The organism is Streptomyces sp. 1222.5, assembly GCF_900105245.1.
GTDB classification, from domain to species: domain Bacteria; phylum Actinomycetota; class Actinomycetes; order Streptomycetales; family Streptomycetaceae; genus Streptomyces; species Streptomyces albidocamelliae.
Window position 1 is genome coordinate 7,876,068 of record NZ_FNSZ01000001.1, and the last position, 14,705, is coordinate 7,890,772.

Consider the following 14,705-nt stretch of genomic DNA (forward strand, 5'->3'; position numbering starts at 1 on the left):
GTCACTCTCCGGAGAGGATGTCGAGGCCGCCGCGGCGGCCGAAGAGGCGCGGGATGAACAGCGCGAGGGCGATCAGGCAGATGGATCCGGCGAGCATCAGGGTGCCGACGGCGTTGATGGTCGGCTGCACCCCGAAGCGGATCGCGGAGTAGATCCGCACCGACAGCGGCTGGGGGTCGACGCCGGTGGTGAAGTAGGCGAGCACGAAGTCGTCGAAGACGAGCGCGAAGATCAGTACGGCGCTCGCGAGCACGGCGGGCAGCAGGGCCGGCAGGGTGACCAGGCGGACCGCCTGCCAGCGGGTGGCCCCGAGGTCCATCGCGGCCTCCTCCACCTCCGGGTTCAGCGCGGCGACGCGGGAGCGGAGGATGACGGTGACGTAGGAGATGGAGAAGGTGATCTCCGACAGCATGACCGTGCCCGTGGACAGGGTCACGCCGAGGCCCTTGAACAGCAGCATCGACGCGACGCCGGTGACGATCTCGGGGGTGATCAGCGGGACGAGCATGACGAGTCCGGCGAGCGAGCCGAGCCGGGTGCGGGAACGCACGAGGCCGAGCGCGAGGGCCACGCCGAGGAGCACCGAGCCCGCCATCGCCACCAGCGCGATCCGCAGGCTGGTGCCGAGCGAGGCGAGGAGCACGTCGTCCTGGGCGAAGGCGCGGTACCAGCGCAGGCTGAACCCGCCGAACACGGTCAGGGACTTCTTGGAGTTGAAGGAGAACAGCGCGACGACCGCGATGGGCAGGTACAGCAGCGCGAAGAACAGCCCGGTGACGGCGAGGAGGACGCGCGGCCTGCGTTCGGCGCGGCCGCGCCGCGAGCGGGATTTCGCGGCGGTCCGGGCGGGAGCGGCGGCCGGGGGCGGTTTGATCAGGGTCATCGGCGCGCCTCCGCCTCGTCCTTGCGGGTGCGCCGCAGGTAGCCGAACATCCCGAGCAGCAGCACCAGCATCAGCAGCATGGTCAGCGCCGAGCCCAGGGGCCAGTTCTGGCCCTGGAAGAACTTGTCCTGGATCAGGTTCCCGATCATGATCTGGTCCGGGCCTCCCATGAGCTGCGCGCTGACGAAGTCGCCCATGGCGGGCAGGAACACCAGGACCAGCCCGGCGGCGGCGCCCTGCCGGGTGGCGGGCAGGGTGACGAAGAAGAAGGTCCGCACCGGTCCGCCGTACAGGTCGCGGCCGGCCTCGATGAGAGAGACGTCCAGCCGTTCCAGGGCCGCGTACAGCGGGATGATCATGAAGACGACGAAGCCGTAGACGAGGCCCGCGACCACGCCGATCCCGGTGTTGAGGATCCTGGTGTCGTCGTCGGCGAGGCCGATCGCGCGCAGGGCGCGGAGCAGGGGCCCGTCGTCCGAGAGGACGACCGACCAGCCGTACATGCGGACCAGGTAGTTGGCGAAGAACGGCACCACGATCGCGGCGATCAGCGCGTTCTTGTACCGGCCGCCGTGCAGGGCGATGGTGTACGCCACCGGATAGGCGATCAGCAGGCAGATCAGGCAGGTCAGCAGCGCGTAGCCGAGGGAGCGGGCGAGGACCTCGGTGTAGGCGGGGTCGGCGAGGGCGCGGACGCCGGCGAGGTCGAAGCCGAAACGCGGGTTGCCGAGTTCGTCGGTGGTGCCGACGGCGAGTACGGCGACGAGGATCAGCGAGGCGACCAGGAAGCCGGTCATCCACAGGGTGCCGGGCAGCATGAACCAGGTCCACATGCGGCTGCCGCCGGTGTCCGGTTTGCGGCGCCGGGTGCGGGAGGAGGGGCGGAGCAGTGTCATGTCTCAGCCCGCCTTCACATGGGTCCAGGCGGTGTCGCGGGCGTCCTCCGCCGCGCGGTCGCCGTTGCGGAAGAACAGGTCCGCCTTGAGGTCGGCCTCGGTGACCAGGCACTCGGGGAAGGGCTCGACGAGGGCGGCGTAGACCTTCTCGGTGCCGGCGACCGGCATCGGGTAGCCGATGTACTCGATGTTCTTCTTCACGTTCTCCGGCCGGAGCATGTAGTCGATGAAGAGCATCGCGGTGCCGGGGTGTGGGGCGTTCCAGGGGATGGCGTAGCAGTCGGAGTTGATCGGTGTCCCCTCCCTGGGGGCCTGGAAGCCGAAGACGGAGGGGTCCTTGGCCTGGTTGAGCATGGCGGCCATGTCACCGCTCCAGGCCTGGGTCATGACCGCGTTACCGTTGAGGAGGTTGTTGTAGCTGTCGCTGGAGAAGCCGCGCAGCCGGGGCCGCAGGGTGCCCAGCAGGGACGTGATGCGGTCGAGGTCGCCGGTGTCGCCGGTGCTGACGGGCAGGCCGAGTTCCAGGGCGCCCATGCCGAGGACCTCGTCGCGGTCGTCGAGCAGGAACACCTTGCCGCGGGCCTTGTCGCTCCACAGGTCCTTCCAGGACCCGGTGAGCTCGCCGATCCGGTCGCGGCGCCAGCCGATGCCGGTCTTGTAGGCGGTGAAGGGGACGGTGTGCGCGGAGCCCGGGTCGTACCACGGGTCCGCGAAATAGCCGTAGGTGCCGAAGATCGCGTGGGCGTTGGTGAGCCGGCTGTGGTCGATCCGGCGCAGCCGGCCCCCGCGGACCAGGCGCTGGGCCCACTTGGCGGTGGGGAAGACGATGTCGTACCGGTTGCCCGCGTTGAGCTTGGCGACCATGCCCTCCATGGAGTCGAAGTTCGACTGCACGACCTTGACGCCGTACTCCTTCTCGAAGCCCTTGAAGACGGAAGGATCCACGTAGTCGGCCCAGTTGAAGTAGACGAGGTCGCCGTCGACGCGGGGCCGGACGGGGGCGAGGTCCTTCGCGTCGGGTTGGCGCGCGGGCATGAACCCGCAGCCTGCGGCCGCGGCGCCCAGCAGTCCGCCGGCGCCCGCGCGCAGAAGGGCGCGGCGGGTCGGTGGGATGGGTGGAACGGGGGACATGAAGCGTCCTCTCCGTCGAGGAACGGCACAAGTCCAGGGCGGACCGGCTGGTCGGCTCGCTGCGGGCCCTGACTCCGCAGTGAAGACCGGTCTGGGGTGGTGCGGACGCGCGTCAGCGGGGGAGGGGTAAGCCCGGCGGGAGGCGCACCGGACGTGGGCGCGGGGCGGAGGGCGTCACGGGGCGGTCCCCTCGGGGGCGAACGGCGCGGTCCCCTCCAGGTCGTCCCGGACCCGGCGGGCGAACCAGCCGACGGCGGCCTCGCGGCGCGAGAGCGGTCCCGGTTCGAAGCCGGGCGTGGTGAGGCCGGCCTGTACGCGTTCCACCAGCTCTGCGTCCTCGTCGTTGGTGACCCAGCCGATGTGGATGTTGAGCCGGCGGGCCAGCCGGGTGCGGACGCCCGCCCCGTGCCTGGTGTAGAAGGCGCCGGGGATCGCCGCCCGGTCCTGGGCGGTGGGCAGGGCGGTCCACGCGAGCACGTGGTCAGGGTAGAAGTCGATGAGCGTGTTCGGGTAGATCACGGCGTACCGCCAGACCCGGCGGTCGGCCTCGGTCAGCCCCGGCATCGGGGAGGCGAGGCGCTGGTAGAGCCGCTCGGTCCAGTTCGAGGACGGCTTGTCGCGCAGCGGGGACTCGAACAGGACGTAGTTCTCCTGCACGTCCACCGTGTACGCCTGGTAGTCGAGCAGGCGCATCAGCGCGGGGTGGGCGACGGGGACGTGGTAGCCCTCCAGGTAGTTGTCGACGATCACCTTCCAGTTGGCGTTCTGCTCCTCGCCGTCGGCGAGGTCGTGGATGCGGTGCTTGCCGACGGGCACCAGGTCCGCCCCGGCGTAGCGGCCGACGGCCTCGGCGAGTCCCTTGCAGGATTCGGCGAGGGGTGTCGCCTCCATGTCGAGGTTGACGAAGACGAAGCCGAGGAACGACTCGACGTTGACCGGGTGCAGTCCGAGGCGGGGCTTGTCCAGGCAGGGGATCCGGCGGGCTTCCGGGGCGCCGACCAGGCGTCCGTCCAGTTTGTAGGTCCAGCCGTGGTAGGGGCAGCGGATCGCCCTGCCCTCCGGTTCCGGGGCGGTGACCAGGCGGGTGCCGCGGTGGCGGCAGACGTTCAGGTGGGCGGCGAGGCCGCCGTCCTCGGTGCGGACGACCAGGACCTCGCGGCCGGCGACCGTGGCGGTCAGACGGGCGCCCGGCCCGGGCAGGTCGGACTCGTGGCAGGCGAGCTGCCAGGACCTGGCGAAGATGTGCTCGGTCTCGGCCGCTCTGACGGCCGGATCGGTGTAGTAGCGCGCGGACAGCGCTTTCCCGGGATCCTCTTCGGGTGCCTGGGGCGGATTCACCGGTGCGGTGTCGGCCCGGGTGGTCGAGGGGTGCATGGGGTCCTCCTCCGCGCCGCGGCGACGGCGATGGGCGGTGAGGCTGCGGGCGGGACGACGGCCCACGGTGCCGTTGCGCACCTGGCGTGTCCCGGCTGACTAATTGGTTAGTCAGAGTGGGACCGGCGGGGGGCCAAGTCAAGACTTGTGGCCTGACTAATCAGTTAGTTAGTGTCGGTGGCAGGTCGGACGCGTCGGCTCCAGCAGAGGGCTGCCCGGACGCGTCCCGTGATTCCGCGGCCCTCGTGCGCCGCCCCGCTCCCACCTCCCCGCAGGGACCGGAGCACCCCCTACCCGCCATCGCCGCGCCACCCCGTTCCCGGCCCCGGGACCGGTGCGCCCCCCCGGAGGCACGCATGAGCGCTCGCCGCAGTCTGGTATGGCTCGGCCTCACACCGGAGCCCGAACAGGAGCTGCCCGCCGTGGTGGCCGCCCTGCGGAGCGCCGCGGACGACACCCCGCCGCCGGGACTCGTCGCCGCCGAGCGCCGCCGCGTCGAGCGGCTGGTGCTGCGCGGCACCCAGCGCGGCTGGCTGCGCTACCTCGGCGAGGTCACCGACCTCGTCGTGGAGGCGGCCGCCGAGTCCTCCCCGGCCTCCGACCCGCGCCCGGCCCTGCTCGCCGGCGAGGTCGTCCTCGACCACCACCGCATGCTGATCGGCCTGCCCGGCGACGGCTACCGGCGCACCGACGGGCAACGGCAGGCGCTCGAACGGGCGCTGGTCCGTCTGCGGTCCCTCCCCTTCCGCCACCCCGAGCCCCGGAGCACCGTATGACCGGCGTCCTCTCGCTGCTTCCCGAAGGACAGCACGGGCTGCTCACCACCCCGGCCACCGCCGACCTGGTCGCCTATCACGCGGCGGGCGGCTACGCCCCCCTGCCCGAGCCCGCCGAACTGCTCGACCGCGTCGCCGCAGCCGGGCTGCGCGGCCGGGGCGGAGCCGGCTTCCCGGCCGCCGTCAAGCTGCGCTCCGTCCGCGACACCCCCGGCCGCCCCGTGGCCGTGGCCAACGGCGAGGAGGGCGAGCCCGGGTCCGTCAAGGACCGATGGCTGCTGCGGCACCGCCCCCACCTGGTCCTGGACGGCCTCCGGCTGGCCTCGGCCGTCACGGGCGCCGCACGCGGCGTCGTCTACCTCTCCGACCCCCGCGCCGAGCGAGCCGTACGCCGGGCGCTCGACGAGTGGCCGGGTGAGCTGCCGGTCGACGTCGTGCGCACGGAGCCCGCGTACGTCGCGGGCGAGGAGAGCGCGGTCGTCCGCCGCATCGACGGCGGCCCGGCGCTGCCCACGGCCAAGCCCCCGCGCCCGTACGAGAGCGGTGTCGGCGGCGCCCCCACCCTCGTCGCCAACGTGGAGACGCTGGCCCGCATCGCGCTGCTGCACACCCGCCCCGACGGCGCGGCCGCCGACGCCCACCTCGTGACCGTCTCCGGAACCGGGGGAGCGGCCGCACTGGTCGAGGCGCCCGCGGGCACCCACCTGAAGGTCCTCGCCGACCTGTGCGGGCACGGCACCTCCGAGGCGGTGCTGCTGGGCGGGATGTTCGGCGGACTGTACGGCGCCGGCTGGCGGGACCTCCCGCTCGACCAGGACTCCCTGGCCGCCGCGGGCGGCGCCCTCGGCTGCGGAGCACTGCACTTCCTGCACCCCGAGGCCTGCCCCGTCGCGGTGGCCGGCGAGGCGGCCGCCTACCTCGCGGCGCAGAGCGCCCGGCAGTGCGGCGTGTGCGTCTCCGGCACCGGAGCCCTGGCCGACGCCCTGGCAGCCGTCGCCCGCGGCGAGGCCGGCGCCGAGACGTCCGAGAAGCTGCTCCGCTGGTCGCGCGGGCTGCCCGGACGCGGCGCCTGCGGGCTCCTCGACGCCGCCGCCGGCGTCGCCGGCTCCCTCCTCGCGCACTTCCCCGACCGCGTCGAGGACCACCGCGCCTCCGGGTGCCCCGCCTGTGCGGGCGCGGCACCCGGGGACGGACGCCGGTTCACGGTGCCGGTGCCCTGACCCGGCTCCCGGTTCCTTCCCGTACCCCCACCTCCCCGCCGCACCGAAAGGACCGTGTCATGAAACTCCTGCTGGACTCCACCCTCTGCCAGGGTTACGGCCTGTGCCAGGAACCCGCGCCCGAGCTGATCGACCTCGACGAGTGGGGCTACGCCCGGGTGGGCGGGACCACCGTCCCCGAGGGCGGCGAGGAAGCCGCCGCCGCTGCCGTGGCCGCCTGCCCCAACTCCGCGCTGCGGCTGGTGAAGTGACATGGGACGCGATCTCTCCGCCCTCTTCGACCCGGTCTCCGTCGCGGTCGTCGGAGCCAGCGACGACCCCGCCAAGTACGGCCACGCCATCGCCGTCCAGGCCCTCCGCGCCGATGGACGCCGCCCCGTCCACCTCGTCAACCGGCGGGCCGGCACGGTCCTCGGCCGCACCGCGGCGCCCAGCCTGAGCGCGCTCGGCGAACCGGTCGACCTCGCGGTGGTCTCCGTGCCCGCCGCCGGCTTCGAGGACGCCGTCGACGAGGCCCTGCGGTGCGGGGCCCGGGCGATCGTCGCCATCACCGCCGGTTTCGCCGAGACCGGCGCCGCCGGCCGGGCCCGCCAGCACGCCGTCGCCGAACGCGTGCGCGCCGCCGGAGCCGTCATGGTCGGCCCCAACTGCCTCGGCATCGCCGACAACACCACCGACCTCTTCCTGGCCTCCGACTCCTTCACCCCCGGCGGAGTCGCCCTGCTCAGCCAGAGCGGCAACCTCGCCCTCGAACTGCAGCTCCGCTTCCGCCCGCACGGCCTCGGCTTCTCCCGCTTCGTCTCGCTGGGCAACCAGGCCGACGTCACCCTCGTCGACCTGCTCGCCGACTGCGCCCGGCACGAGGGCACCCGGGCGATCGCCGTCTACGCGGAGGACTTCGGCGACGGGCGCGCCTTCGCCGAGGCCGCCGCCGAGGCCGGCAAGCCGGTGGTGCTGCTGACGGCCGGCCGCGGCGACGCCTCCGCGCGCAGCGCCCAGTCGCACACCGGGGCGCTCACCACCTCCGCCGACGTGGTGAGCGCGGCCTGCCGCGACGCCGGCGTGGAACTCGTCGGCACACCGCGCGAACTCACGGTCGTCCTCGCCGCGTCGGAAGGCGCGCGGCGCGCGGCGGGCCGGCGGGTCGCGGTCCTCACGGACGGCGGCGGCCACGGTGTCATCGCGGCCGACTCCGTCGAGACGGCGGGCCTGACCGTGCCCGAACTCGCCGAGCCGACCCGGCAGCACCTGCGCGAGGCGCTGTGGGAGCAGTCCGCCGTCGCCAATCCGGTCGACCTCGCCGGCATGGGCGAGCAGGACCCCGGCTCGTACGCGGCGACCGTGGCCGCGCTGCTGGCGGCCGAGGACACCGACGCCGTCCTGATGACGGGGTACTTCGGCGGCTACGCGGCGGCCGAAGGCGGACTCGGCGGCGGCGGTACGGCGCTCGCGGACGGCGAGCGGGAGGCCGCCCGGCTCATCGCGGGACGGCACCGGGCCACCGCGAAGCCGCTCGTGGTGCAGTCGATGTACCCCGAGTCGCCCAGCTGCCGCACCCTCGCCGCGGCGGGCATCCCGGTCTTCGCCGCCACCGAGGACGCCGCCCGCGCGCTCCTCGCCACGGCACCCGCGACGGCGCACACCGGCGTCACCCCCCTCCCCGCGCCCGCCGCACCGATCCCCCGGACCGGCTACCTGGAGACCCGTAAGGCCCTCGAAGCGGCCGGACTGGCCTTCCCCGCCGCCCGGGAGATCCACGACGAGGCGGAACTCCTGGCCGCGACCGCCGAGTTCACCGGGCCCTACGTCCTCAAGGCCCTGCACCTGCTGCACAAGTCCGACGCGGGCGGGGTCGCCCTGAACCTGGCCGACTCGGCCGAACTCCTCGCCGCCTTCCGGCAGATGCACGCCCGTCTCGGCGCCCCCTCCTACTCCGTGGAGGCCATGGCGGACCTGTCGGACGGCATCGAGCTGATCGTCGGAGTCAACCGCGACCCGCGCTTCGGACCGGTGGCCATGGTCGGCCTGGGCGGAGTCCTGGCGGAGGCACTGCGCGACGTCGCCTTCTCCCTGGCACCCGTGCCCGCGGACCGCGCCGAGTCGCTGCTGCGCGGCCTGCGCACCGCCGCCCTGCTGGACGGCGTACGCGGCAGACCGGCCGCGGACGTCGCCGCGGCCGCGGCCGCCGTCGAGACGATCACCACCTTCGCCGCCGAACACCCCGAGATCGCCGAGATCGAGGTCAACCCCCTCCTCGTACGGCCCCGGGGCGTCCTCGCCCTGGACTCCCGCGCCGTTCTCGCCTGACCGGACCGCAACCCGACCACCGGACCGCACCCACCGGCCCGGACCACCCGCCCCGCACCCCGTCTCCCGGAAACAAGAGGCACCCATGGACCTGCGCTACACCCCCGAACAGGCCGATCTCAAGCGCCGCGCCGCCGACTACGCCCGCCTGCTGATGCGGTACGAGGAGCAGTCCGAGCAGGCCGGCGGGCCCCTGCCGCAGGAGCTCGTCGCCGAGCTGACCCGGGCCGCCATGGACGCCGGCGTCTACGCCATCAACATGCCCGCCGAGTGGGGCGGCGCCGGACTGAGCCTGCTCGACCAGGTCATCGTCGAGGAGGAGTTCGGCAAGGTCACCAACTGCCTGTGGGACATCCCCTGGCGGCCCGCCAACGTTCTCGCCTACGGCGACGAACGGCAGCGCGAGAAGTACCTGCTGCCCGTGATCCGGGCCGAGAAGTTCGACGCGTTCGCCGTCACCGAGCCCGGCGCCGGATCCGACCCCTCCTCCGGCACCTCCACGGCCACCCGGACCGACGGCGGCTGGCTCCTCAACGGCGAGAAGTGGTTCATCACCTGCGGCGACGTCGCCGACTTCCTGCTGGTGCAGGCCGACGCCGGCCCCGAGCGGCTGCCCACGCTGTTCTTCGTCGACAAGGCGGCACCCGGCGTCGAGATGACCCGGCTGCCCCGCTTCATGCACTCCGCGGTCAACGGGCACCCCGAGTTCACCTTCACCGACGTCTTCGTCGCCGACGAGGACGTGCTCGGCGGTGTCGGCAAGGGCTACGAGCTGACCAAGGAGTGGTTCACCGACGAGCGCCTGATGATCGCGGCACGCACGGTCGGCGCGGCCGAGCGCGCCCTGGAACTGGCCCGGGACTGGGCCGTGGAGCGCGAGCAGTTCGGGTCGCCGATCGCCTCCTACCAGCTGATCCAGGGGATGCTCGCCGACTGCGCCGTCGACATCGCCGTCAACCGCGCCTACACCCACCAGGTCGCCTGGGAGGCCGACCAGCCCGGCACCGACCGCAAGACGCTGCACGCCAAGGCCTCCACCGCCAAGCTCGCCGCCAGCGAGGCGGCCGGCCGGGTCGCCGACCGCTGCCTGCAGATCTTCGGCGGACGCGGCTACGACCGCTCGTACGCCGTCGAGCGCATGTACCGCGAGCTGCGCGTCGACCGGATCTGGGAGGGCACCTCCGAGATCCAGCGGCTGATCATCGCCAACGAGCTGATCAAGCGCGGCACCGGCGCCCTGGCCCTGCCCACGCCCTGACCATCACCGAGCCCCCGTCGCACCCCATCACCTTCACAGCGAGGACTTCCATGGACTTCCGTCTCACCCCCCGCCAGGTACAGCTCAAGGCCGACGCGCGTGCCCTCACCGACCTCATCGCCGCCTACGAGCTGGAGTGCGAGGAGAACAACGGCCTGCCCGCCGACGCCCACGCCAAGATCCGGGACGCCGTCCTCGCCGCGGGACTCCAGGCCGTCAACATGCCGGCCGAGTGGGGCGGCGCCGGCCTCACCATCGCCGAACAGGTCACCGTGCAGGAGGAACTGGGGCGCCTCACCGGGGCCCTGTGGGACATGGTGTGGCGGCCCGCCAACGCCCTGCGCTTCTGCACGCCCGAGCAGCGCGAGCGCTTCCTGGCCCCGGTGATCCGGGGCGAGCGGCGGGACTGCTACGCCGTCACCGAGCCCGGGGCCGGTTCCGACCCGCAGAACCTCGCCACCACCGCCACCAAGAACGACCGGGGCTGGGTCCTGAACGGCGAGAAGTGGTTCGTGACCGTCGGCGACCACGCCGACTTCATGATCGTCCTCGCCGCCGCCGGCCCCGAGCGCGCCCCGACCCTGTTCCTGGTGGACAAGGACACCCCCGGCATCGAGATGACGCGTGTGCCGCGCTTCATGCACACCTTCGTCTACGAGCACCCCGAGTTCACCTTCACCGACGTCCAGGTGGACGAGGACGCGGTGCTCGGCGGCATCGGCGAGGGCTACGACATCACCCGCTCCTGGTTCACCGAGGAGCGCCTGATGATCGCCGCCCGCACCACCGGCGCGGCCGAGCGGGCCCTGGAGCTGTCCCGGGACTGGGCCGTGGAGCGCGAGCAGTTCGGGTCGCCGATCGCCTCGTACCAGCTGATCCAGGGGATGCTCGCCGACTGCGCCGTCGACATCGCCGTCAACCGCGCCTACACCCACCAGGTCGCCTGGGAGATCGACGGCGCCTCGGCCGAGGACCGCAAGCGGCTGCACGCCAAGGCCGCCATCGCCAAGCTCTCGGCCAGCGAGGCGTCCGGCCGGGTGATCGACCGGTGCCTGCAGATCCACGGCGGGCGCGGCTACGACCGCTCCTACGCCGTCGAGCGCCTCTACCGCGAGCTGCGCGTGGACCGCATCTGGGAGGGCACCTCCGAGATCCAGCGGCTGATCATCGCCAACGAACTCGTCCGCCGCGGTACCGGGGTCCTGGACCTGCCCACCGCCTGACACACCGGCCGACACAGATCGAAGGGAAGCTCGGATGACCGACATCGAACGCGTCGGAGTCGTCGGCTGCGGCCTGATGGGCGCGGGCATCGCCGAGGTCTGTGCGCGGGCCGGCCTGCCGGTGACCGTGGTGGAACGCGACGCGGAGGCGGCCCGCTCGGGCCGCCTGCGCATCGCCCGCTCGCTCGACCGGGCCACCGCGCACGGCAGGCTCACCACCGAGGGACGCGAGGCCGCCGGCGCCCTGATCGCCGTCGTCGACGAGCTGGAGGCGCTGCACGACAGCCCGCTGGTGGTCGAGGCCGTCGCGGAGGACGAGCGCCTGAAGACGGACGTCTTCACCCGCCTCGACGCCGTCCTCACCCGCGACGACGTCCTGCTGGCCACCAACACCTCCTCCATCCCGGTCATCCGGCTCGCCGCCGCCACCTCGCGCCCCGAACGCGTCGTCGGCGTGCACTTCTTCAACCCCGTACCGGTCCTGCGGCTGGTCGAGCTCGTGCCGTCCCTGCTCACCTCGGCGGACACCCTGAGCCGCGCCGAGGCCTTCGTCACCGGCAGGCTCGGCAAGGAGACCGTCCGCACCCGGGACCGGGCCGGATTCGTCGTCAACGCGCTGCTCGTGCCGTACCTGCTCGCCGCGATCCGCATGGTGGAGGCGGGCGGCGCGAGCGTCGAGGACATCGACCGGGGCATGGTCCTCGGCTGCGCGCACCCCCTCGGCCCGCTGGCCCTGACGGACCTGATCGGCCTCGACACCACCCGGGCCATCGCCGAGTCGCTGTACGCCGAGTTCCGCGAGCCCCTGTACTCGCCGCCGCCGCTGCTGTCCCGCATGGTGGAGGCGGGGCTGCTCGGCCGGAAGTCGGGGCGCGGCTTCCACACGTACCCGGCACAGCCGCGGCACGGGACGGCCGTACCGGCGGAGGGGATGTGAGGGAAGATGGTCCCGGCGCAGGACCACCGGACGAGGGGAGCCGCAGGGTGACGACCAAGGTGCGCGGCACGGCCGACACACGCGAGCGCATCCTGACCGCGGCGTGCGAGGTCATCGCCGAGATCGGCTTCGAGAAGATCCGCATGCGGATGGTCGCCGAGCGGGCCGGGGTGTCGACCGCACTGCTGCACTACCACTTCGACACCCGCGAGAAGCTGTTCACCGAGGCGATGACCCACTCGTTCGCCCACACCGCCCTGGACGCCGAACGCGACGTGGACACCGCGCCGGCGGCGGTCGTCCTGGCGCGGATCCTGCGGAACCTGCTGCCGACCGACCCGGAACTGCACCAGGACTGGCGGCTGTGGCAGGAGCTGTGGGCGCGGGCGCTGCGCGACGAGACGACCCGTGTCTTCGCCGTCGATCTGTACGCCGAGCTGCACGCGTGGGTGACCGGCGCGATCCGCCGGGGCATCGACTCGGGCGAGTTCGCCCCGGCCGACGTGGACGACCTCGGCACCCTCGTGCTCTCCCTCAGCGACGGCTACGGCATCCGGTTGATGCTGCGCGACCCCGCCGTCACGCTGGACACGGCCCTGGCCGCCGTCTGGCGCCATGTCGCCGGGGCGCTCGGCCTGCCGGCGGAACTGCCCGAGGAGCCGTCGGAGACCTGAGGGCGGTCTCCGACGGCCGGGCCTCGCGGCACCCGCTCAGGCGTTGGGGTCGAACGGGATGCCGGACGGCTTGGCCGACGCCAGGTGGGAGGCGAAGCTGTCGTCGCGCAGACCGAAGTGGGCGCTGCCGAAGTCGTAGGAGCTCAACTTGTCCCGCACACCGGCCGGGTAGCCGTTCCAGCCGACGAGCGCCGGGTACTGCCAGGTGTGCCGGTGGTTCTCCGGCGGCTCGTCGTTCGCGTTGGCGAGCCGGAAGCAGTGCGTGCCGATGCCGTCCTTGTGATAGACGACCTTGGGGTGCCCGTCCTCGAAGCGGACCTCGGACGCCGGGTGCACGGTGAACGAGCCGTGGTTGGACGTCGACACGTACCGGATCTGCCCGTCCTGCACCCACACCGCGACGTGCTCCCAGTCGTTGCGGTGCCCGCCGATGCTGCTGCCGGGCAGCGCCTGGTCCTTCTCGAAGTACAGGCCGTAGACGTAGGCGCACCAGCCGTTGTTGCACTTAAAGCGGGAGTAGCTGTTCGTGTTGTCGAGGTCGGAGGCGTCGTGGCAGTTGCCGTTGAGGGCGCCGGTCGGGTTCAGGCCCCCGTTGACCGTGCCGTCGGGGCCGATGGCGGGAGTCGGGTAGCAGCCGTCCGTGTCGTAGTCGAACGCGGGCTGGTACGCCAGTTCGGCCGGCTCCGCGTTCTTCGGCAGCGCCAGGGGCGGCGCGGCGAAGGCGACGGCGGGGAAGGCGATCACGAGGGCGGCCGCGCCGGCGAGCGGGGCGAACCATCGGCCGCGCCGCGGGCGCAAGGCGAGCGAGGACACCGATTTCCTCCAACGGCGGTGGGGTGCAGGGGAGTTCAGCATCCCGGTCACGCACCGCGCTGCCAAGAGGTCACACGCGTCCCAGGAGTTGAGCGCAGGTGAACTCCTGCCGCCGGCCCGCGTGCGAGCCCGCGGGGGCGCCGTCCGCCGCTAGACGAACTCTTCCGGCAGGTCCGCCGCCGACTGCTCCGGTGTGAGGTCCGGGCGGAGCCGGAGCCAGGAGGGCTGGCGCAGCAGCCCGTTGCGGGTACGGGTGCTGTAGCTGACCTCGCCCACCAGCCGCGGCAGCACCCAGCGGGCGCCGGGGACGCGCGGCGCCGGGGTGAACGGACAGCGGTCGCTCGCCGCCTCCCCGAGCAGCCGCGCCAGTTCCGTCCGCTCGGCGTGGCTCCAGCCGGTGCCGACCCCGCCCACGTACCGCAGCCCGCCCGCCGCGCGCTGCCCGACCAGCACCGCGCCGGGCAGTCCGGTCAGCCGCCCCTTGCCGGGCAGCCAGCCGCCGACGACGACGTCCTCGGCACGCATGTTCCGGATCTTGATCCAGGCGCGGGAGCGCACGCCGGGCTCGTACACCGAGTCCAGCCGCTTGCACACCAGGCCCTCCAGGCCGTGCTCGCGGGTCGCCGCAAGCGCCTCGGCGCCGTGCCCGGTCACGGCGCCGGGTGTCGACCAGTGCGATCCGGTCAGCCCCAGCTCCTCCAGGTGGGCCCGGCGCCGCGTGTACGGCAGCCGGACCAGGGGTTCGCCGAGGAACGGCACGTCGAACAGCACCAGGTGCACCGGCACCTGGGCGGCCCGGCGTGCCGCTCGCGCGGGGGCGTGCGCGAGGCCCATCCGCTTCTGCAGCAGCTGGAAGTCGGCCCGGCCCCGCTCGTCCAGGGCCAGCACCTCGCCGTCCAGGACGGCCGCGGTGCCGCCCAGGGCGGCGCCCAGCGGCCGGAGTTCGGGATAGGCGCCGGTGATGTCCTCGCCCGAGCGGGCGCGTAGCTGCACCGTTCCGTCGCCGGGCAGGTAGACCATCACCCGCTGCCCGTCCTGCTTGGTCTCGTACGCCCACCGGTCGTCCTGGGCGACGGGCGGCAGCCGGCCGGGTGTGGCGAGCATCGGCGGGATGAGCGGCAGCGTCACGACGGTCACGGCAAGAGCCTTCGACCACGACGTCCGGCATCACGCCCACAGCGATCCGGTTTCCCCTGAACGGTCCTCCGGCGGG

Annotated in this window: 14 protein-coding genes; 8 read left to right on the forward strand and 6 right to left on the reverse strand. The window is 73.1% G+C overall.

The features are described 5' to 3' along the window. Nucleotide 1: 1 nt before the first annotated feature. The 4 genes from BLW57_RS35650 to BLW57_RS35665 form a co-directional block, all read right to left on the reverse strand. A complete protein-coding gene (locus BLW57_RS35650; protein WP_093479823.1) occupies nt 2-883 on the reverse strand; it encodes an ABC transporter permease in 882 nt (293 codons plus the stop codon). Continuing rightward, nucleotides 880-1,779 (reverse strand): ABC transporter permease, encoded by a 900-nt coding sequence (locus tag BLW57_RS35655; RefSeq protein ID WP_093479824.1) that lies wholly within the window; start codon nt 1,777-1,779, stop codon nt 880-882. The genes BLW57_RS35650 and BLW57_RS35655 overlap by 4 nt, the downstream gene beginning before the upstream one ends. A 3-nt stretch (nt 1,780-1,782) precedes the next feature. Continuing rightward, complete coding sequence (locus tag BLW57_RS35660; RefSeq protein ID WP_093479825.1) at nt 1,783-2,910, reverse strand: polyamine ABC transporter substrate-binding protein; 1,128 nt, start codon at nt 2,908-2,910, stop codon at nt 1,783-1,785. Between the two features lie 174 nt (nt 2,911-3,084). Continuing rightward, the gene (locus BLW57_RS35665) at nt 3,085-4,284 is read right to left on the reverse strand and encodes an aromatic ring-hydroxylating oxygenase subunit alpha (protein ID WP_093479826.1); all 1,200 of its coding nucleotides are present in this window, start codon (nt 4,282-4,284) and stop codon (nt 3,085-3,087) included. Nucleotides 4,285-4,640: 356 nt separating this feature from the next. Between BLW57_RS35665 and BLW57_RS35670 the strand changes: the two genes are divergently transcribed. The 8 genes from BLW57_RS35670 to BLW57_RS35705 all read left to right on the forward strand — a co-directional run bounded on the left by BLW57_RS35670 (nt 4,641) and on the right by BLW57_RS35705 (nt 12,679). Next, on the forward strand, nt 4,641-5,060 hold the full coding sequence (locus tag BLW57_RS35670) for a hypothetical protein (RefSeq protein ID WP_093479827.1): 420 nt from the start codon (nt 4,641-4,643) through the stop codon (nt 5,058-5,060). Next, nucleotides 5,057-6,280, forward strand: a complete 1,224-nt coding sequence (locus BLW57_RS35675; RefSeq protein WP_093479828.1) for an NADH-ubiquinone oxidoreductase-F iron-sulfur binding region domain-containing protein — start codon at nt 5,057-5,059, stop codon at nt 6,278-6,280. The genes BLW57_RS35670 and BLW57_RS35675 overlap by 4 nt, the downstream gene beginning before the upstream one ends. A gap of 59 nt (nt 6,281-6,339) precedes the next feature. Next, nucleotides 6,340-6,531 carry a ferredoxin gene (locus tag BLW57_RS35680; protein WP_093479829.1) on the forward strand — a complete coding sequence of 64 codons (192 nt, stop codon included), beginning with the start codon at nt 6,340-6,342 and terminating at the stop codon, nt 6,529-6,531. A 1-nt stretch (nt 6,532) separates the two neighbouring features. Then, a complete protein-coding gene (locus BLW57_RS35685; RefSeq protein WP_093479830.1) occupies nt 6,533-8,587 on the forward strand; it encodes an acetate--CoA ligase family protein in 2,055 nt (684 codons plus the stop codon). An 85-nt stretch (nt 8,588-8,672) separates the two neighbouring features. Continuing rightward, nucleotides 8,673-9,845, forward strand: coding sequence for an acyl-CoA dehydrogenase family protein (locus tag BLW57_RS35690; RefSeq protein ID WP_093479831.1), 1,173 nt, complete (start codon nt 8,673-8,675; stop codon nt 9,843-9,845). 50 nt (nt 9,846-9,895) lie between these two features. Next, on the forward strand, nt 9,896-11,068 hold the full coding sequence (locus tag BLW57_RS35695; protein ID WP_093479832.1) for an acyl-CoA dehydrogenase family protein: 1,173 nt from the start codon (nt 9,896-9,898) through the stop codon (nt 11,066-11,068). A gap of 34 nt (nt 11,069-11,102) precedes the next feature. After that, nucleotides 11,103-12,005 (forward strand): 3-hydroxybutyryl-CoA dehydrogenase, encoded by a 903-nt coding sequence (locus tag BLW57_RS35700; protein WP_093479833.1) that lies wholly within the window; start codon nt 11,103-11,105, stop codon nt 12,003-12,005. Between the two features lie 47 nt (nt 12,006-12,052). Beyond that, nucleotides 12,053-12,679, forward strand: a complete 627-nt coding sequence (locus BLW57_RS35705; RefSeq protein ID WP_256339665.1) for a TetR/AcrR family transcriptional regulator — start codon at nt 12,053-12,055, stop codon at nt 12,677-12,679. A 36-nt stretch (nt 12,680-12,715) separates the two neighbouring features. Here BLW57_RS35705 and BLW57_RS35710 read toward each other — a convergent pair whose 3' ends face one another. Then, nucleotides 12,716-13,492, reverse strand: a complete 777-nt coding sequence (locus BLW57_RS35710; RefSeq protein WP_256339666.1) for an NPP1 family protein — start codon at nt 13,490-13,492, stop codon at nt 12,716-12,718. Nucleotides 13,493-13,642: 150 nt separating this feature from the next. Continuing rightward, on the reverse strand, nt 13,643-14,620 hold the full coding sequence (locus BLW57_RS35715; protein WP_093481063.1) for an ATP-dependent DNA ligase: 978 nt from the start codon (nt 14,618-14,620) through the stop codon (nt 13,643-13,645). Nucleotides 14,621-14,705 lie beyond the last annotated feature (85 nt).